The sequence below is a fragment of the Paraburkholderia xenovorans LB400 genome, from assembly GCF_000013645.1.
GTDB lineage: Bacteria > Pseudomonadota > Gammaproteobacteria > Burkholderiales > Burkholderiaceae > Paraburkholderia > Paraburkholderia xenovorans.
The window spans coordinates 754,265-773,460 of sequence record NC_007952.1 but is presented as its reverse complement, the minus strand read 5'-3'; the positions used below and the strand labels follow the sequence as shown (position 1 = coordinate 773,460).

Genomic DNA, 19,196 nt, shown 5'->3' with positions numbered 1-19,196 from the left:
CTTAAATGAGGGCGCGCACGCGGCGCACCGTTTCCGCGACTTCGGCGGCAAGCGGATCGCGCGGCCGCGGCAAGTCGATTGTCAGCGTATCGCGCACGCGCCCCGGCCGTGGACGCAACACCACCACCTTATCCGCGAGCACGATGGCTTCTTCCACGTCGTGTGTGACGAATACGACCGTCATCTTCAACTGCTCGCGGATTCGCAGCAGTTCCGCGTGCATCTGCGAGCGCATCTGCGGATCGAGCTTGGAAAACGGCTCGTCCATCAACAGGATGTACGGCTTCACGACGAGGCTGCGCGCGAGCGCCACGCGGCTGCGCATGCCGCCCGAGAGCTCGTGCGGATAAGCGTGCTCGAATCCTTCGAGGCCGGTCATTTTCAGCGCGGCCAGCGCGCGTTCGCGTCGCCGTTCGGCATTGAGCGAGCCCGCTTCGAGACCGAACTCCGTGTTCGCCACGATCGTGCGCCAGGGTAGCAGGCGGTCTTCCTGAAACATGTAGCTGACCACGCGGGTATCGTGAGTCGGCTCGCCGGCCACTCCATCGATCCGCACGTCGCCCTGATCCGCCTGCACCAATCCTGCGATGATGTTGAGCAACGTGCTCTTGCCGCAGCCGGACGCGCCGACGATCGCCAGCACCGAACCCGAAGGCGCGGTCAGACTGATGTCTTCGAGCACCGCCAGCTTGCCGTAGTGCTTCGAAACGTGTTCCACTTCCACCGCGTTGCGTGTCGTGGCTGCCTTCTCGAACATGGCCTGGGTAGTCACCGCGTTCATCGTGCGCCTCGCAGCGGGACGATCGGTGCGCCTGCGTGCGTGTCGCGCAGGCTCGCCATGACCTTTTCCATCGTCATGTCGCGGAACGTCGCCACATGCCGGTGCGCGATCTGCTCGGCGCGCTTGCCGTCGCCGCTCGCGAGCGCGCTGATCATCGCGGTATGGTCGTGCCGGATCTCCGGCTTGGTGTTCTGCACGCCAAAGCCGAGCGACACCAGCCGCGCCATATCGTTGAGCAGGCCACCCAGCATGCGGACCAGCCGGCCGTTGCCCGAACATTCGGCGATCGCCATATGGAAAGCGGCATTCGCGTCCATGAAGATGCCGATCCGGCTGCCGATGCCAAGCGACGTATCGTCGTTGCGGCACGCGCGCTCCAGCCGGTTCAACAGATCGATATCCGCCTTGCCCGCAGCGAGGCGTGCCGACAGCGGTTCAAGCTCAAGGCGAAGCGCAAACACTTCTTCGACATCCTTCAACGTAATCGGCGTCACCACGTAACCCTGACGCGGCACGATGCGCACAAAGCCTTCCTGCGCGAGACGCTGCAGTGCCACCCTGCAGGTCGCCTTGCCGATGCCGTAGCGTGCGGTCAGCGCGCTTTCCGTCAGCGTGGCGGCCGGTTCGATTACGCAGGACAGAATGTCCTGACGGATCGCCGAACACGCCCGCTCACTGAGCAGTTTTGCTTCGTTCGAACAGTCGATCAATTCCACCGTCGGAGCTGCAGGATCTTTCACGACACCTCTCCTTCGTCTCGTAGGCTGCTCACAAGGATCCGTGTGGGCAGGTGATGAGTTAACTTAGAACAGCCATTAAAAAAATGCACGCAAAAAAAACGTGACTTCTGAGCTGTTCAGCGATATGTCACTCCGCTCTCTGGCTGCTCTCGCATGACATATCCGCATGGCGTTCACTGCGCCTTCATGCCGTCAGAACGAATGCAGTATCCCGAGCTGCGCACCCGTCACGCCTTCTCCACGCGTCGGCGTGTTCGGTGTGATGGGCCCATTGGCGATCAGCGCATAGGTCGCGCCGTGGCGGTTCACGAGCCGTTCAAGCGTTCCATAGACCAGTGTCCGCTTGCTGAAGCTGTAGAACGCGCCAACGCTCACTTCTCCCGCATTGTTATGCTGGCCTGAACTATCCTGCGCGTAGCCGACGCCGGCCGCGAGCCGTAACGCCGGCGTGACGCTGTAGGTCGTCGATAGCGAATAGACGCTGTGATATTTGCCTTCGACATTGGTTGAGATATTCGAGCCGAGGTTGTTGCCGCGGTAATAGCCGAAATAACCCGTCAAACTGCCGAACTGATAACTGCCACCGGCAAACGTCGTCTTCGTATTGATTTTTCCGTTCGCGCCATTCTGTTCCGCGTGGCTGACGCCGAGGTACAAGGGGCCGCGCTGGTAATCGATCGAGCCGACGTACGCATTCAACGCGTCATGCGGCGACGTCTGGCCGCCCAGGCTCGCACCCGCGGAGAATGTGAACCCGGCGATGTTCGGCGACCAGTACGTGATCATGTTGTCGTAGCGGAACACGAACGTCGATGCGTTGTGAAGAAACGAGCCGTACGTTCCGCCGGAGAACGCGTCGAACTTGCTGTGCATCAGCAGCAGCACCGAGTTCTGGCGTCCGAAACGGAATTCACCATACGGCGTGCCGAGACCAACCCACGCACTGCGGCTGAAGGCGAGCGTGGAATCCGTCGCCGCGCCGGAGTTCGTGAGAATGCCGTTCTCGAGATCGAAGGTAGCACGCAGGCCGCCGCCGAGATCTTCGCTTCCTCTGATCCCCACGCGGCTTGCCGACAGACCGCCGCTCTGCATCGCGGTCTGCGCGCCCTTGCCGCCTGCGTTCGTATAACCCAGGTACGTATCGAGAATGCCGTACAGCGTGACCTCGGCCCGGGCCGGCGTCACTGTCACGGTGCCAAGTGCAACGAGTGCTGCGGAACAAGCCAAAGCCATCTTGCGCATTTCAGATTCCCGTTTCGGTAAATGGTTAATGTCGGATTACTAAGCATCCCAGCGTGAGCGGCTTTGTCGATTTATATCCTGAACGAGGTGTGCAAGAAACGCGTCCTGGTGAGGTGCTCACGATTAACCAGTAAGCGCTCGACGGTTGACTTTAGAACGACAAAAAAGAGAAGCACAACAAATATTTCTGGACATCCCAAGCGTGGGATGCTTACGTTCTCGCCGCGCGTTGCGTGCCCGAGCTCGTCATTTTTTTCAGCGCGGTGTCGTAAGGGGAGGCTTGCTGCCGGAAATTTGCCGGCATGGGAAGACCGCCGCGCGGAGTGGGTGGCGGGCGATCTATTATGTGAATATTGCCTGGGAGCGCGGGGGGCGTGAACCGCTATTCCGCTCAGACGCGGTGCGGTTATCCTCTGAAAATATTGTACGGCTCGCCGTCAGTATCGAAAATGCCGACGCAGAGCGTGCCGTGAAGGTACGGCGCGAGAGCCCGGGCTTCTCGATCCGTCATGCATGGCACCTCTCCGGAATATCGGCGAGCGGTCGCCGCATCTCGCTCACACCGGCGCGTCGAGATGCGCGGTGCGAACCAGCTTCTTGTTGACGAACTCCTGGATGCCCATGTTGCCCAGTTCGCGTCCGTAGCCCGAGTCCTTGATCCCGCCGAACGGCAGTTCCGCATCGGACCAGTCGATGTTGTTGATGAACATCATTCCCGTCTCGACGCTGCTCGCAACCCGCTTGCCGCGCACGATATCTTCTGTGAAGACGGAACCGCCCAAACCGAAGTCGGAGTCGTTCGCCAAGGCAATCGCCGCGGCTTCATCCTTCACGCGGAAGAACGACACCACCGGGCCGAAAAACTCGTCGCGAAAGGCAGGGTTGTCCGGCTTGATATCGGTCAGAATGGTGATTTCCATGAACGAGCCGGGGCGATCGATCCGCTTGCCGCCCATCAACAGCGTGGCGCCGTTCGCCACCGCATCGTCAACCTGCTTGAGCAGTTGAACGAGCGCTGATTCGCTCGAAAGCGGACCATGTGTGGTCTTTTCATCCATCGGGTCGCCTGGCCTGAGTTCCGACAACGCCGCCTTGAATTTCTCAAGGAACCTGTCGGCAATCGAATCGAGAACGATAAAGCGTTTCGCTGCGCAGCAGGTCTGGCCGCCGTTATACATACGTCCCCACACTGCCCACGGAATCGTCTTTTCGAGGTCGGCGTCATCCAGCACGATGAATGCATCGCTGCCGCCCAATTCCATCGAGGTTTTCTTGAGGTTCTGTCCGGCTCGCGCGGCGACGCTTTTGCCGGCCGCGGCGCTACCGGTCAGTGCCACGCCCTTGATACGCGGATCGTCGATCACACGCTGGGCCTGCTCATGCGAGATCAGCAGATTGGTATAAGCGCCTTTGGGTGCGCCCGCATCGATCAATAGCTTTTCGAACGCGATCGCGCATTGCGGCACACAGGCCGCGTGCTTGACCACGAGGACATTGCCGGCCATCAATTGCGGACCCGCGACTCGCGCCAACTGGTAATACGGGAAATTCCACGGCTCCACGCAAAAGAGCACGCCGAACGGACTGCTTTCCATATGGGCTTCGCCAATCTTCGGCTCGAGTCTGATCGGAGCAAGAAACGCTTCCGCATGCTTCGCGTAGTAGGCGAGAATATCGGCGCTGAAATTCACCTCGCCTCGCGCTTCATTGATACGCTTGCCCATTTCCAGCGTCGCCAGCTTCGCGAATTCATCCACATGAGTGCGCAACAGGGCGGCCGCCTTGTTGAGGATCCCGGCGCGCTGAGCGTAGGTGGTCTGCTTCCACGTCTGGGAACATGCCTGAGCGCTCGCGAGAGATTGTTCGAGCTGTGCGTCGGTCAATGGGTCGAAGCGCTTCAGGGTCTCGCCACTATTCGGGTTGATGCTTGCGTATGCCATGTTCTTGTCTTCCAGGGTGAGTGTTCTTGATTTGACGGCGCCGTGGCGCATTTGAATCGTTCGGGCCCGGCCTGACGTCGACAGGTGTAGGTGCATGACGATGCCGCGCGGGCATCAACTATGCGCGAGCGAGTCGCCCATCCACCCGTTCCGGCGACATGTTTTTCGCCGGATCGCCGACTCCTCGACGCGCAATAAATCACGACCTTCCGAATCAATATCGCACGCTGCGATTCGGCCTCTTGACCCACGTCAATCGACGCCGCTTTCCTCGCCAGAAGCACGCCCGCCATGCGGCATTCGGCGTGCTCGCCAGGCTCCTCAATCTGGAAGGACTGGTGCCGGAAGTCAGTCATCCGTCAGGAAGAAATCGGGCATGAAACCCGCCTGGGTTTCGCTGGCCAAAGCGCACGCCGTGCGCCGACATCACCCACCAGGGTTGTCCTCAGGATTGACAGCACGAATCGTGCATCGTTACGATTGGCCCCGCCACTTATGGTGGGCCAATTTGATGGAGCCAATTTTGCTTCATCCACTGAAAGCCATTCACAGATACGACATTCGATCGGAAATCCGGAGACACAATGAAGAAACCCATGCTGCTGGCGATAGCGATCGCCGGCACGACCGCTTCCGCGGCTCACGCGCAAAGTTCGGTAACGCTGTACGGCCTGATCGACCAGGGGTTCAACTACGTCAGTAACGTGCAGACGGGCCGTGCCGGCGGCGCGCTCGCCGGCAAACACCAATATGCGATGTCGGACGGCGCAACGGGAATCGGCGGCAGTCGCTGGGGCCTGCGTGGGAGCGAAGATCTGGGCGGCGGGCTACGCGCGATCTTCACGTTGGAAAACGGCTTCAACATCAACACCGGCGGTCTCGCGCAGGGCGGCCTCGAGTTTGGCCGCCAGGCCTATGTGGGCCTCGCCAATCCATTCGGGCAAGTGACTTTCGGGCGGCAATACAGCATCGTCAGCGACATGCTCGCGCCGCTTTCGGAAGCCGGAGAAGTGCCCGGCCACATGGGCGCGAACCCCGACGATTTCGACGATCTCGGCCACTCCATCCGCATCGACAACACGGTCAAATTCAGAAGCACGCCGTATGCGGGCGTGACGCTGGGCGGCATGTATGCGGTGGGCGGCGTGGCGGGGGCGACGGCCCGCAACCAGGTATGGGCACTCGCCGCGTCGTACGCGAACGGACCGTTTGCCGCAGCCGCGGGCTACCTGAATGCACGCGACCCGAATCTGTCGTACTTCGGCACGGCCGGCAATTCGGGCGGCAACACGGCCAATAACCTCGGCTCATTCGGCTCGGCTACCGCCGGTCAGTCAAATCCGATCTATGCGGGCTTTGCATCCGCCGCCACGCTGCAACTGCTGATCGCAGGCGCGAAGTATCACATTGGCCCGGCAAGCATCGGCGCGACCATTTCGCATGCGGGCTTCGGCGGCCTCGGCGACACCAGCGCCGGACCGAACACCTTGCACTATGCGGGCAGCGCTGTTTTCAACAACGGCGAAGTCAACGCGAGTTACGCATTCACGCCCGCCTTCAGCGTGAACGCTGCGTACAGTTACACGCGTAAAGCGAGCGTCGGCGTGTATGACGGCGCGACCTATCAGCAGGGAACGCTGTCGAGCGCGTACTTCCTGTCCAAGCGCACCGAGTTGTATGCGCTCGCCATCTATCAGAAAGCAAGCGGGACGGATTCTCTCGGCCAGACGGCCGTCGCGTCGATCACACAATTGACGCCATCGGCGAGCGATCATCAACTGCTCGTACGTCTCGGCATACTGCACACGTTCTGATCGGCGAAGACAGGCGCACCACGAAAAAAAAGCCGGCTCCCGTCGAGCCGGCTTTGTTCGCTTCGTGGGACGCGCATTGTCCGCGTGCCTTTTACTTCGTCTTGCCTGTCCGTTTTGTTCCTGAAACCGGCTCTTCGCCGAGAATCTCGTTCCACGCTTCCACGGCCCGCGAGAAATGCGTCTCCATCAATGCGATGGCTTTCTTCACGTCGCGCTTCTTCACTGCTTCGTAGAGCTTTGCGTGCTGCACTGCCGAGATCTCACCGCGCTCGGGGTCGGCGAACAGCGCAAAGCGGCGGCTTTCCGAAATCCGGTAGAACGAATTGAGTAGCCGCACCAGCACCTCGTTGTGGGTGCAGCGCGCGAGAGCCATGTGGAATGCCGTGTCCTGCACCGAGATGTTGCCCTTGTTCGACAGCACGGCCTGGGTCGCGTCGATTACCGATGCGAGACTGTCCAGATCGCCTTCCGTGCGGCGCTCGCACGCCAGCTGTACCGTGCGCATCTCTAACGCCCAGCGGACCTCAAGTGTCTCCTTGACCTCTTTCATGGACGGCTCGGAGCCCATCTCCGTCAGCATCACGATGGTCTCGAAGCTGCTGTCCGTCGACATGCGGCGCAGATAGATGCCGGAGTTCGGACGTGATTCGATGACCCGCAGCGCGCTCAGCGTGGAGAGCGCTTCGCGCAACGCGTTGCGGCCCACGCCAAAGCGCTCCGCCAGCGCGCGCTCGGACGGCAGCCGCTCGCCGCTTTCGTAGCCGCGCTCCTTGAAGAACGCCAGCATCTTGCCGACGAGCTCCGAGCGTGAAGTCGATTCGCGTGTAGCGGGAGGCGTTAATTGCATGAGGCTGAAAAGAAGAAAGTCGCAAGGACGGTAACTGGCGATTATACAGACAGCCCCCGCCCAAACCTTCCGGTACTTTCACGTCGAAAGCCGCCATTGCAGCAGACTGTAAGGCGTCGCGGCTTCGGCATGATGCTCGAACACGCCAGTCACCGCCGCGCCCATTTCGACCTGCTGACGGGGATCGCCGAGCAGGTTGCCGAGCATGCGCACATGGCCCGCGTGCGGCAATTCCACCAGCACCACCAGATACGGCGTCGCTTGAGCGAGCGCCGGGTGCGACGGGTGCCAGACGCGCTCCCAGCTGAAGATGCGGCCGCGCGGCGCCACTTCATGCCACGCGGGGTCGAAGGTACGGCATCCGTGACAGATCCACTCCGGCCCGAATTGCCAGGTGCGACAGTGCGCACAACGCTGCACGCGCAACTTTTCTTCCCGCAGACCCGCCCAATATGGCGCGGACAAGCCGTCCGGTTCGGGCACCGGGGCGGGAAGTCCGGCGGGCAGATACGTCGGCGACGCGGATGAATCCGTCATAACGTTGCCGCCGATCCGAACAGCAGGCTGCTTGCCGGCGTCACCATCGGGCCGCCGATCACCAGCGCCACGTCATGCCGCGCCGCTTGACTGGTCGACTCGCCGCGCACCTGGCGCGCCGCTTCTATCACCAGTTCGAAGCCGTGCACGTAGCATTCGCCAAGATTGCCGCCGCTCGTGTTGAGCGGCAGCTTGCCCGACGGCGCGACGAGATTCTCCGGCGTTAGAAAATCGTTGGCTTCGTCGGGATGGAAAAACCCGTGCTCGCTCAGCGCCATTGCCACGCCTCCGGTGAAGTTCTCATAGCTCTGCACCACGCCGACGTCCGCGGGCGACACGCGCGCCATCCGGTACAAATCGCCTGAAACGCCGCTATAGTTGGCACTCGCGTAATGGGGCGCGTTGTGCGGCGAGGCGGCCGCTCGCCAGTCACCGCCGCTCGCCGCGCCAAGCAGATACACCGGCCGATGTGGAAAGTCTTTCGCGCGTTCTGCGGCCACCAGCAGCAACGCGCCCGCGCCGTCATTCTCCATGCAGCAATCGAACAGACGAAACGGCTCGACGATCCAGCGCGATGCGTCGTACGCTTCGGCGGTCAGCGGTTTGCCGTGCATCACCGCGCGCGGATTGGCCTGCGCGTGCTGATAGGACGCGAGCGCGATCGCGCGCAGCGCTTCGCGGCGCACGCCGTGTTCGTGCATGAAACGCTGCACCTTCATCGCGAACTTCTGTGGCGGCGCAAGCACGCCATACGGCATCTGATATGCCATCTCGCCAGAAATGGACGCACGCGGCGCCGCCTGGCCGAAGCGCCCGAACTGTCCCTGCGCAAGCCCGCGATAGACCAGCACGCACTGCGCCATGCCGCTCATGATCGCGGCCGCGCCGTTGGCCACCGCGGCGGCACAGCCGCCGCCTCCGCCGCCCCACTGCATCGTCGTGGAGCGCAAGCGCTTCACGCCGAGCGCCGTGGCGATACGCACCGCGTCGTTGCGATCGTCGGCGAACGAGGCGAAGCCGTCGATGTCCGCCGGGTCGATATCCGCATCGCGGCACGCCGCCAGCACCGCCTTGAGCAGAAGTCTGAATTCCGGGTCCGGCGCGTGGCCGGCACGGTAGTATTCGCTCTCGCCGACGCCCACTACCGCGACCTGCCCGCGTAGCGTGCGCTCCGTCATGACGCGGAGACCTCGGCTCCGCCCGCGGCGGCAACCACCTGATCGCAGCTATACACCGAGCCGCTTCGCAGCAGCGCATCCGCGCCTTCGCCGGAGTAACCCAGCACCTCAGTCAGAATCGAGCGACTGTGTTCGCCCACGCGCGGCGCGGGCGAAGGATCGTCGATCGGCGTCTCGCTGAAGCGGAACGGCAGATTGATATTCGGCAGCCAGCCGAGCTCCGGATGTTCAAGACGGCTTACGAGCTTGCGCTCGCGTGCTTCCGGCGAACGCAGCGCCTCGCCGACCGTACGTACTTCGCCGCACGGGATCGACGCGGCTCGCATGCGTTGCTGCCAATGCGCCCAAGGGTGGCGAATGAACGCTTCGTCGAGGATACGAAACAGTTCGTCGCGCCGCGCGATGCGGCCGTTGCGATCGGCAAGCACCGGGTCGGCGGCCAGTTCGGGCATCTCCAGCACCTGGTTGGCAAGCCGATGGAATATCTTGTCGTTACCGCAATTGATGTAGAACGCTTTGTCCGCCGCCTTGAAAACGCCCGACGGACACGTATCCGGACTCGTATTGCCGTGGCGGCGCGGCTCCTCGCCGGTGAACAGATGCTGCACCGTCGCGTAGCCGGTCATCAGCACGGCGTTGTCGAACAGCGAAACCTCGACAGCCTGGCCCTTGCCGGTGCGTTCGCGTGCGACCAGCGCGCCGAGCATGGCATTGCTCGCCATCATTGCCGTACTGATGTCCATTACCGGCGACAGCGCACGCACGCCAAGGCGATCCGGATAGCCGTTCATCGACACGAATCCGCTCTCGGCCTGCGCGATCGGGTCGAATCCCAGCCGGTCCGCGAACGCACCTTCGCGTCCATAAGCGGAGACCGAGCAGTAGATCACCTGCGGATTCAGCTCGCGGCAGGCTTCGTAGCTCAGACCGAGACGCTCCATCACGCCGGTCGAAAAATTCTCCGCCACGATGTCCGCCGTCGCGACCAGTTCGCGCGCGATGCGTCGTCCCTCCGCCGATTTCAGATCGAGCGCAATGCTGCGCTTGTTGCGATTCGCCCAGAGATAGGGGCCGCCGATGCTGGCGTCCTCGGGATGAGCCGGCGGGTAATAACGGAACTCGTCGCCGCGCCCCGGCGCTTCGATCTTGATGACCTCCGCGCCCATGTCGGCCAGCATCATCGTCGCGAACGGCCCGGCGATAAAGTGAGTGAAGTCGACCACGCGAATGCCGGCGAGCGCCTTGGGCGCATTGGCGGGACGCGGCTCGTGCTCGGGAAATTCATTGACCAGTCTGGAAAGCATGAAGTCTCCTCGTCGATGCGCGCGGCGCACCTTCTATCAGTGATTCGTGTTCGGTTGACGATCAGAGATCGAGCACCAACGTCGGCGACAACGAACCCGAACAGCACACCATCACCGCACGGTTCCCCGCCTTCTCCTCGTCGGTCAGATAATCGTCGCGATGATCGGGCACGCCGTCGATCACGCCGGTGCGGCAAGTGCCGCACACGCCGGCCGAGCAGGCGTACTGGACGTCGACGCCGTGATCCAGCAGCGTGTCGAGGATCGTCTTCCCGGGCGCGACCGGAATACGTCTGCCGTCGCGCCCGAGCACCACGTCGAAGCCGCCGGCCGTTGCCGATTCGTTCGCGGCCGCGAAACGCTCGAAGTGCACCTGCGCGCGAGGCCGCGACGCGCATGCTTCGATAAACGCGTCGACCATGCCGCGCGGTCCGCAGCAATACAGGTGAGCGTCCGCGGGCGCGCGTTCCACCACACGCCGCAAGTCGAGCCGCCCACCTTCACTTTCCAGATGCATGGTGATGCGCGAGCCGGCTTCGTCGATCTGCGCGAGATCGTCTGCATACGCCGCACGTGAGCGCTCGCGCGCGGCATAGTGCAATTGCCACGATGCGCCGGTGCGCTCGAGACGCCTGATCATCGAAACGATCGGCGTGATGCCGATGCCGCCGCAGATGAACACCGATTGCCGTGCTGCTTCGCACAGCGGAAAGTCGTTCATCGGCGCGCCGATCGTGAAGCGGTCGCCGACCCGCGGCGTGCGGTGCATCCATGCGGAGCCGCCGCGACCGGCCGCCTCGCGCTGCACGGCAATCACATAACGGTGGCGTTCATGAGGAGCGTTGACCAGCGAATAGCTGCGCACACGGTTCTCGGGCAGATAAAGGTCGATGTGCGCGCCGGCTTCGAAGGCCGGCAAAACGGGCGTACCGATGGGCCGGAATTCGTAGGACGCCACGTCGTCCGCTTCCAGACGGATCTGCGTGAGACGGACGTCGATACGATCGGCGTTGTGCTGAGACATGATGTCGAACTCTCGCAAGCGGCCGCTCAGGGCGTGTAGCCGAAATCGGCGCCGAGGCGCGCGCGCATGTGTTCAGCGCCGTCGCTTTGCCAGGGCGCGCCCGCGGGCAACGTCAACGACACGGCACGCACCATCCAGAGATCCGGATCGTCCACCCGCACCGGCGACACACGTTCGGACGCCAACTTGCGCACGTTTTCGAGCAGCAGGCGCCGGGTCATCGCCACGCCCGTATCGCTGATGCCGAGATTTTCCTTGCGGCGGTCGTAGATCGGCGCAACGCCCGACTGGCATGCGGCGTCCTGCACCCACAAGCCCGGCAGGCCGGAGAACCAGGTTTTCGTCTGCGCGTCGTAATCGAACTGGAAAGCCGATTCGAGGTTGAAGCGGGTCCAGTACTTCGCATACGGCTGCGTGACCGGTCGCGGCGCGAACGCGTGCGCACTCGCGTGGCCGGTCTCGCGTCCCGCGTGGCCGTCTTCGAACAGCTTGCGGGTTTTCTCGTAGAGCGGCGCGGCCGGCGTGTACGAGAACATCAGGCAGAGTGTGTTTTCGTCGTCGACCGGCACCCATGCGTGGCCGCTCAGTTCCGGATACTTCGATTGCGGCGGCACGAGCGTGTAGAACGGAAACAGGAACTGGTTGACGCGCCAGTAGTGGTGACTGTCGTCGAGTACCCGGCGCGACGCGATGCTGATACCGAACTCGCGCCGCTGGCACTCGAACACAGGACGCAGATCGCGCTTGGCGGTCCATTCGTTGATCGCGCCTTGCGAGTCGATGCGGCCATGCAGGATCGGCGCGTGCGCCGAATCGATCTCGCCTTCCACCGCCTGCAGCCAGTTGCATTCCTGCACGCGGAAGCTGAAGTGCACGTTCTCCAGCGGCACCATATTCCATTCGAGATTCGGCAGTGGCGGCAGCGCGTTTGCATCGGCCTCACCCATGTATGCCCAAACGATGCCGTTGCGTTCGCGGCACGGATAGCTCCTGATGCGTACCTTGTCCTTGAGCCGGCTCTCTGCGGGCTCGGCGGGCGTATCGATCACCTGCCCATCCACGCCGAACTGCCAGCCGTGATAGACGCAGCGCAATCCGCAGTTCTCGTTGCGGCCAAACACCAGCGGCGCGCCGCGATGCGGGCAGACATGATCGACAAGACCGACCCGCCCTTCGCTGTCGCGAAACGCGATCAGATCTTCGCCTAGCAGACGCACGCGCTGCGGCTGGCCGTCGACGGTCAGATCCGACGACGGCAGGAACGGCAGCCAGTAAAGGCGCATGAATTGTCCGGTCGGCGTGCCGGGGCCGACCCGCACCAGGGTCTCGTTGTCTTCGTGGGAAAGCATGACCGTCTCCATGAGAGTCAAATTGGTGGGACCAATTATATAAAGAATCCCGAGGCGGTCAACCGTCAATTTTTTTATGGAGAGGTCTTTTCGAGGTTTGGCAGTGTCGTGCCGGGATTCATGAAAAATCATAAAACCCGCTCAAATAGCTGTTTTTTATGCATTTTATTTTATGCATCACGAGGCCTTTCCTGTTCCTCCGGCTGCGTCCCGCAGGCTTTCAGGGATTTCCCGGGCTTTGCCACTTTGCGCGGTCGCTCTATATTGATCCAACCAAATTGGTCCCTCCAAACGAGGAACATAACAAGAGGAGATGAACATGAGCCTGTCGTCCCAGTCCCCTATCGCGCCCTCGGCGCCAGGGGTGGCCGCTCTGGCGGACGCCGCCGATGTCGACGGCACCCGGGTGGTGTCGCGCGTCGGACGACGCCTGATGTGGTACCTGATTGCGCTTTATGTCGTGTCGGTGCTGGATCGCGGCAACCTCAGCTTCGCGTCGTTCTCGATGAACAAGGAACTGGGCCTCACGCCTCAAATGTATGCCGTCGGCGTCGGCATCCTGTTTCTCGGCTATTCGTTATTCGAAGTCCCCAGTAACCTGGCGCTGGCCAGGTTCGGCGCGCGCATCACGCTCACGCGAATCGCGATACTGTTCGGCCTCGTGACCATGTCGATGGCGTTCGTCACCGGACCGCGCAGCTTCTATACGGTGCGCGCGCTTCTCGGCATTGCCGAAGCCGGACTGACCCCTGGCGTCTTTCTGTTTCTGAGCTACTGGATTCCGCAGCAGCATCGCGCGCGCTACAACGCGATGTTTTCCTACTCGATTCCGGCCGCGTATGTGGTCTCGTCGCTCGTGTCCGGGGCGATCATGCAACTCGACGGCGCATGGGGCGTGCCGGGCTGGAAGTGGCTATTCCTGCTGGAAGGATTGCCCGCCGTGATGCTCGGCATCTTCGGCGCGTTCTATCTGACCGACAGGCCGCATCAGGCGACGTGGCTCTCGGCCGACGAGAAAAGCTGGCTCGCGAAACAGCTCGAGAGCGGCGACGCGCCGTCCGCTCACGGCGTGCCCGCGGGCGTCATGACGCTGCTGCGCCGCCCTGAGATGTGGGTGCTGACGCTGGGATATGTCGGCATCTTCTCCGGCAACGCGACGGTCGGCGCGTGGCTTCCACAGATATTGCATCACACGGGCGTGCCGCTCAGCATCATCGGCTTCGTCACCGCGCTGCCGCCGCTCGCAGGCATAGTGGGCATGACGTTCCTGTCGCGCCGCTCGGATCGCAGCAAGGAGCGCGTGCTGCACACGGTCGCCGCCATGCTGATCGCAGCAGTCGGCTACACCACCGTCGCCATGTCGGGCACGCTCGCCGTCGCGCTGTTCGGTTTCGCGTTGGCCAATATCGGTGTGTACGCGTCACTGGCGATCTTCTGGTCGATTCCGCAAACGTATCTGCCTGCCAGGGCCAAACCCGCCGTGATCGCGGTTATCAGTTCGTTCGGCGCGATCCTGGGCGGCTGGGTCGTTCCAATGATGATCGGCCGCGTGCAGCAGCAGGCGCATAGTCTCGCCGCCGGCATGATCGTGGTGGCGATTCTCTTCGTGCTCTCGTCGGTGTGCGTATTCTTTGCCGGCCGGCGCCTCGCCTCCCGCGCATGACAGGAATAACGATGAAACGAGGTCCCCTCTCTGGTGTGCGCGTGATCGAGTTCAGCGCACTAGGCCCCGTGCCCTTCTGTACGATGCTGCTTGCCGACATGGGCGCGGACATCGTGCAGATTGCTCGTCCGGGTATGCGCACCGACGCCGACGACTTCATGCAACGCGGACGCCGTATCGTGCCGCTCGATCTGAAGGTTCCCGCGGATCGCGATACCGCGCTTGAACTTGTTGGGCATGCCGACATCGTGCTCGAAGGCAGCCGTCCCGGCGTGATGGAAAAGCTCGGGCTCGGCCCCGACGTTTGCCTCGCGCGCAATCCGCGCCTGGTGTTCGGGCGCATGACAGGCTGGGGCCAGACTGGCCCGCTCGCCGCGACTGCCGGGCACGATATCAACTACATCGCGCTTGCCGGCGCACTGGATGCAATCGGCCCTGCGCATGGCGCGCCGGTGGCACCGCTCAACCTCATCGGCGACTATGGGGGCGGCGCAATGTTTCTCGCGTTCGGTGCGCTCTGCGCGTTGTGGGAAGCGCGCAATAGCGGCCAGGGTCAGGTGATCGACGCGGCGATGGTGGACGGTACGGCCACGTTGATGTCGCTACTCTGCAAGCTGCGGGGGCTGGGTCAGTGGCACGACTCGCGCGGCACGAATCTGCTCGACGGCGGAGCGCCGTGGTACGGCACGTATCGGACTCTGGACGATCGCTATGTCGCCGTGGGGGCGATCGAAGAACCGTTCTGGCAACTGCTGCTGACGCAGCTCGATATTTCGTCCGACAGTCTGCCGCCGCGATCCGACAGGGCGCGCTGGCCGGTGATCCGCGCCGCGCTGGCGGAGTGTTTTTCGAGCCGCACGCGCGACGCATGGGCCGCGCATTTCCGGAATTCCGATGCGTGCGTGAGCCCGGTTCTCAGCCTGGATGAAGCAGCGAGGCATGAGCATATGGCCGCGCGTCGAAGCTACCGGATCGACAGCGGCATGCTGCGGCCGGCACCGGCGCCGCGCTTGAGCCGGACGCCGGCGGTCCCGGCAAAGATATCCGAGGTCAGCAGCGCGAAGATAGTGCTTGAAGGGTGGCGAGACGCAATGGCGCAGCGCTGAATACTTTCGGAGTTTCGGGGGACATGCTCCGCCGCGCCGCGCCCGGGATTGCCGCCCGCGCCGCCCGCCGCGCGGGACTCATCCATCAATGATGGCCGTAGTCCTTGCGGGCAATAGGAACCGTGCGAACCTTCGAATAGATGAACACGGGCAGCGACTTGACCACCTCACGCGTGGCGCCGGCCCAGACGAGCTTGCCGTTCGCATAGTCCAGTTGCGACATCGGAACCGCCACGTCGTGCTGGGACACGCCGAGGAACTGGTGAGCCGCCACGATCCCGAAGGAAACGGCGTTGTCCGGCGCGACGATGATGTCGTGAAGCACGCCGACTTTCTCGCCGCTGTCGTTGTAGATGCTCTTGCCGAGCAGGCTCTTCTTGACGCTCCAGCCTTCCACGACGAGTTGCGCCTGTTCGACGGTAATGCCGATCGGCTGCGCGCCCGCTACCTGTGCGGTTGCCTGCTGGCACACCGCGCCGAACGCCGACGCCGCCAGAAATACGAGTGTCCACTTTGCCTTCATGATGATTTTCTCCGTGAAATGCGTTGTTGAAAAAAATGAATCACAACACGGTGACGACATCTGACGTGCCGCTGCCGAGATCGTGCCGACCGTTACCATGAACCGATTGCCGCCGCGATGCTTTCGCATGCGCACGTTGCACCAGGAAGGCGCCTGGAATGCCAGGCGCCCCGTTTCACTGCAACCTCGTCCGCACGGCTAGCGCAAGTTGGTGCGCGCCAGCTCGACGATCTCGTCGCCGCGTCCGTTGAGGATCGCCCGCATCATGTAGAGGCTGAAGCCCTTGGCCTGCGCGAGCTCGATCGTCGGCGGCATGGCCAGTTCGTGCTTCGACGTGACCACGTCCAGCAGCGCCGGGCCGGGATGGTCGAACACCTGCCTCAACGCGCCCGCCACGTCTTCCGACTCTTCGACACGCAGACCGAAAATACCCGCCCCTTTCGCGATTGCCGCGAAATCGGTTTTGGCGAGATCGACGTTGGTGTCCAGATAGCCGCCCGCCTTCAGCTCCATCGAAACGAAACCGAGCAGGCTGTTATTGAACACCACCACCTTGATCGGCAGGTCGAGCTGCCGCGCGGTGAGCAGATCGCCGAGCAGCATCGACAGGCCGCCGTCGCCCGACAGCGACACGACCTGGCGCCCCGGATGCGCGCCTTGTGCGCCGAGTGCCTGCGGCATCGCGTTGGCCATCGAGCCGTGGTTGAACGAGCCGTGCAACTGGCGCTTGCCGTTCATGGTCAGATAGCGCGCGGCCCAGACGGTCGGCGTGCCCACGTCGGCAGTGAAGATCGCGTCGTCGCTCGCGGACTCGTCGATCATCTTCGCCAGATATTGCGGATGGATCGGGCGGCCCGCGCCGGCCGGCGTCGCGAGATCGTCGAGCCCCTTGCGCGCGGACGCGTAGTGCTTGCGGGCGTTGTCGATGAAACCGCGGTCGGTCTTGCGCTGTAGCTTCGGCAAGGTGGCCGCGACGGTTTCCTTCACCGTGCCGACGAGGCCCAGCGCGAGCGGCGCGCGGTGGCCGAGCTGCGAGCCCTTCCAGTCGATCTGGATGATCTTCGCGTCGGGCGGATAAAACGGCCGGTAGGGAAAGTCGCAGCCCAGCAACAGCAGCGTGTCGCACGACATCATCGCGTGATAGCCCGAGCTGAAGCCGATCAGTCCGGTCATGCCGACATCGTACGGATTGTCGTACTCGATGAACTGCTTGCCGCGCAACGCGTGAACCACCGGCGCGCCGAGCGTGTCGGCAAGCGCGACCACTTCGTCGTGCGCGCCCTGCGTGCCGCTGCCGCACATGATCGTGACCGCGTCGGACGCATTGAGCAGCGCCGCGAGCCGATCGAGATCGGCTTCGGCGGGCACGATTCGCGGCGGCGCGCTTTCCGTCCACGACGGCGCTTCGGACGGTCCCTCGCTCAAGGCCACGTCGCCCGGCAGCACGATCACCGCAACGCCGCGCTCCTCCACCGCGGTGCGCATCGCGCGCGCCAGCACGCGCGGAAACTGCGCCGCGGAGGACACCAGTTCGACATAGTGGCTGCACTCCTTGAAGAGCTCCTGCGGATGCGTTTCCTGGAAGTACCCGAGGCCGATTTCGCTCGACGGGATATGCGCCGCGATCGCGAGCACCGGCTGGTGATTGCGATGGCAATCGAACAGGCCATTGATCAGATGCAGGTTGCCCGGTCCGCAACTGCCGGCGCACACCGCGAGGCGCCCGCTCGAAGCCGCGTCGGCGCCGGCCGCGAAGGCGGCCGCTTCTTCATGACGGGTGTGCATCCAGCGGATCGAGCCGACCTGATCGAGACTGTAGGCGAGTCCGTTCAGGCTGTCGCCCGTCACGCCCCAGATCCGTTGGACGCCCGCTGCGGCGAGCGTGCGGGCGAGATAAGCGGCAATGGTGTTGCTGGCCATGCTTGACTCCTTTTTCACGGTAGTGGCGGAACGACCGCGCGCCGGAGAATCGGAACCGCGGTCGGGAAGACCGGAAGAAAACGTCATGGGAAACGACGCGGCACGCCTTTGCCGATCCTTTTAAACGAGGCGAGTATCCGCAAAATGTCCTGAAATAGCGCTGAAAACACCTTAATGATGCGGGCACCATACAGTCGGTTCAGGTTCACAGAAGCGGATTGAAAGGCCGCCGGCCCTCGCGCGCGGCACTCGCGGGAAGCCGGGATTCCAGTATGCTGACGTACCTCCTCCTATCCGGCTGTACGACATGAATCTCTCGTTCGAAGTTCTGCAGGTGCTCGATGCCATCGATCGAACCGGTACCTTTGCCAATGCGGCGGAACAGCTTCACAAGGTGCCGTCGTCACTGTCGTATCTGGTGCAGAAGCTGGAGCTCGATCTCGGCGTCAAATTATTCGACCGCAGCGGCCGTCGGGCGATCCTCACGCATGCGGGACGGGTGGTCGTGGAGGAAGGGCGGCGTCTGCTGGAAGCGGCCGAAGATCTCGAGTGCAAGGCAAAACGTATCCAGCATGGCTGGGAGTCGGAGCTGCATGTCGCCATCGACGAGATCATTCCGTTCGATCTGCTATGGGATCACGTCGACGCGTTCTACAAGCTGAAGCTGGACACGCGGCTGCATCTGTCGAAAGAAGTGCTGGGCGGCTCATGGGACGCGCTGTTGACGCGCCGCGCCGATCTGGTGGTCGGCGCCGCGGGCGAGCCGCCGCCGATCCCCAATCTGATCGCCAAACCGATCGGCTCGCTGCGCCATGTGTTCGTGGTGGCGCCGCATCACCCGCTCGCCGCGGCGCTGGGACCGCTCACGCTGGAGATGGTTGCGCGGCATCGCGCAGTGGCGATCGGCGATACGTCGCGCAAGCTCGCGCCGCGCACCATCGCGCTCGCCGCCAACCAGGAGGTCATGACGGTCCCGACGCTGGAGGCGAAGCTCGCCGCGCAGATCAAGGGGCTAGCGGCGGGCACGATTCCGGAGTGTCTGGCCGCCGAGCCGCTGAGCCGGGGCGAACTGGTGCAAAAGGAAGTGCTGGGCATGCGCAACGTCACGCATTTCTTTCTCGCGTGGCGCAGCGACGAAACCGGCAAGGCGCTGCGCTGGTGGGTCGATCAGTTGGACCGGCCGGACCTGATCGACGAAGTCGCGCAACAGAGAATGCTGCACGGCTGA

16 protein-coding genes are annotated in these 19,196 nt (G+C 63.1%); 4 read left to right on the top strand and 12 right to left on the bottom strand.

Going from position 1 to position 19,196, the window contains the following annotated elements:
- Position 1: 1 nt before the first annotated feature.
- The 4 genes from BXE_RS25390 to BXE_RS25375 form a co-directional block, all read right to left on the bottom strand.
- A complete protein-coding gene (locus tag BXE_RS25390) occupies positions 2-781 on the bottom strand; it encodes an ABC transporter ATP-binding protein (protein WP_011490990.1) in 780 nt (259 codons plus the stop codon).
- Positions 778-1,521, bottom strand: coding sequence for a GntR family transcriptional regulator (locus BXE_RS25385; RefSeq protein WP_007176421.1), 744 nt, complete (start codon positions 1,519-1,521; stop codon positions 778-780). Before BXE_RS25385 ends, BXE_RS25390 begins: the two co-directional genes overlap by 4 nt.
- 192 nt (positions 1,522-1,713) lie before the next feature.
- Positions 1,714-2,763, bottom strand: coding sequence for a porin (locus BXE_RS25380; protein WP_011490989.1), 1,050 nt, complete (start codon positions 2,761-2,763; stop codon positions 1,714-1,716).
- Between the two features lie 557 nt (positions 2,764-3,320).
- Positions 3,321-4,703, bottom strand: a complete 1,383-nt coding sequence (locus tag BXE_RS25375; RefSeq protein WP_011490987.1) for an NAD-dependent succinate-semialdehyde dehydrogenase — start codon at positions 4,701-4,703, stop codon at positions 3,321-3,323.
- A gap of 584 nt (positions 4,704-5,287) precedes the next feature.
- Here BXE_RS25375 and BXE_RS25370 point away from each other — a divergent pair.
- Entirely contained in the window at positions 5,288-6,517 is a 1,230-nt protein-coding gene (locus BXE_RS25370; protein WP_011490986.1) for a porin, read from the top strand.
- A 91-nt stretch (positions 6,518-6,608) separates the two neighbouring features.
- On the opposite strand, the gene BXE_RS25365 is transcribed toward BXE_RS25370, so the two are convergent.
- The 6 genes from BXE_RS25365 to BXE_RS25340 all read right to left on the bottom strand — a co-directional run bounded on the left by BXE_RS25365 (position 6,609) and on the right by BXE_RS25340 (position 12,756).
- A complete protein-coding gene (locus BXE_RS25365; protein WP_011490985.1) occupies positions 6,609-7,364 on the bottom strand; it encodes a FadR/GntR family transcriptional regulator in 756 nt (251 codons plus the stop codon).
- Between the two features lie 78 nt (positions 7,365-7,442).
- A complete protein-coding gene (locus tag BXE_RS25360) occupies positions 7,443-7,901 on the bottom strand; it encodes a Zn-ribbon domain-containing OB-fold protein (RefSeq protein WP_011490984.1) in 459 nt (152 codons plus the stop codon).
- On the bottom strand, positions 7,898-9,079 hold the full coding sequence (locus BXE_RS25355; protein WP_011490983.1) for a thiolase C-terminal domain-containing protein: 1,182 nt from the start codon (positions 9,077-9,079) through the stop codon (positions 7,898-7,900). The genes BXE_RS25360 and BXE_RS25355 overlap by 4 nt, the downstream gene beginning before the upstream one ends.
- Positions 9,076-10,383 carry a CaiB/BaiF CoA transferase family protein gene (locus BXE_RS25350; RefSeq protein ID WP_011490982.1) on the bottom strand — a complete coding sequence of 436 codons (1,308 nt, stop codon included), beginning with the start codon at positions 10,381-10,383 and terminating at the stop codon, positions 9,076-9,078. Before BXE_RS25350 ends, BXE_RS25355 begins: the two co-directional genes overlap by 4 nt.
- Before the next feature lie 61 nt (positions 10,384-10,444).
- A complete protein-coding gene (locus tag BXE_RS25345; RefSeq protein ID WP_011490981.1) occupies positions 10,445-11,407 on the bottom strand; it encodes a PDR/VanB family oxidoreductase in 963 nt (320 codons plus the stop codon).
- Between the two features lie 26 nt (positions 11,408-11,433).
- Positions 11,434-12,756, bottom strand: coding sequence for a Rieske 2Fe-2S domain-containing protein (locus BXE_RS25340; RefSeq protein ID WP_011490980.1), 1,323 nt, complete (start codon positions 12,754-12,756; stop codon positions 11,434-11,436).
- A 319-nt stretch (positions 12,757-13,075) separates the two neighbouring features.
- Between BXE_RS25340 and BXE_RS25335 the strand changes: the two genes are divergently transcribed.
- Positions 13,076-14,419, top strand: coding sequence for an MFS transporter (locus BXE_RS25335; RefSeq protein WP_011490979.1), 1,344 nt, complete (start codon positions 13,076-13,078; stop codon positions 14,417-14,419).
- Positions 14,420-14,430: 11 nt separating this feature from the next.
- Complete coding sequence (locus tag BXE_RS25330) at positions 14,431-15,525, top strand: CaiB/BaiF CoA transferase family protein (protein ID WP_011490978.1); 1,095 nt, start codon at positions 14,431-14,433, stop codon at positions 15,523-15,525.
- 85 nt (positions 15,526-15,610) lie between these two features.
- On the opposite strand, the gene BXE_RS25325 is transcribed toward BXE_RS25330, so the two are convergent.
- Both BXE_RS25325 and poxB read right to left on the bottom strand, forming a co-directional pair.
- On the bottom strand, positions 15,611-16,048 hold the full coding sequence (locus BXE_RS25325; RefSeq protein WP_011490977.1) for a PRC-barrel domain-containing protein: 438 nt from the start codon (positions 16,046-16,048) through the stop codon (positions 15,611-15,613).
- Positions 16,049-16,246: 198 nt separating this feature from the next.
- Positions 16,247-17,968: a ubiquinone-dependent pyruvate dehydrogenase gene (gene poxB, locus BXE_RS25320; protein WP_011490976.1), complete on the bottom strand. Its 1,722-nt coding sequence runs from the start codon at positions 17,966-17,968 to the stop codon at positions 16,247-16,249.
- 307 nt (positions 17,969-18,275) lie between these two features.
- Here poxB and BXE_RS25315 point away from each other — a divergent pair, with 307 nt between their 5' ends.
- Positions 18,276-19,196 (top strand): LysR family transcriptional regulator, encoded by a 921-nt coding sequence (locus tag BXE_RS25315; RefSeq protein ID WP_011490975.1) that lies wholly within the window; start codon positions 18,276-18,278, stop codon positions 19,194-19,196.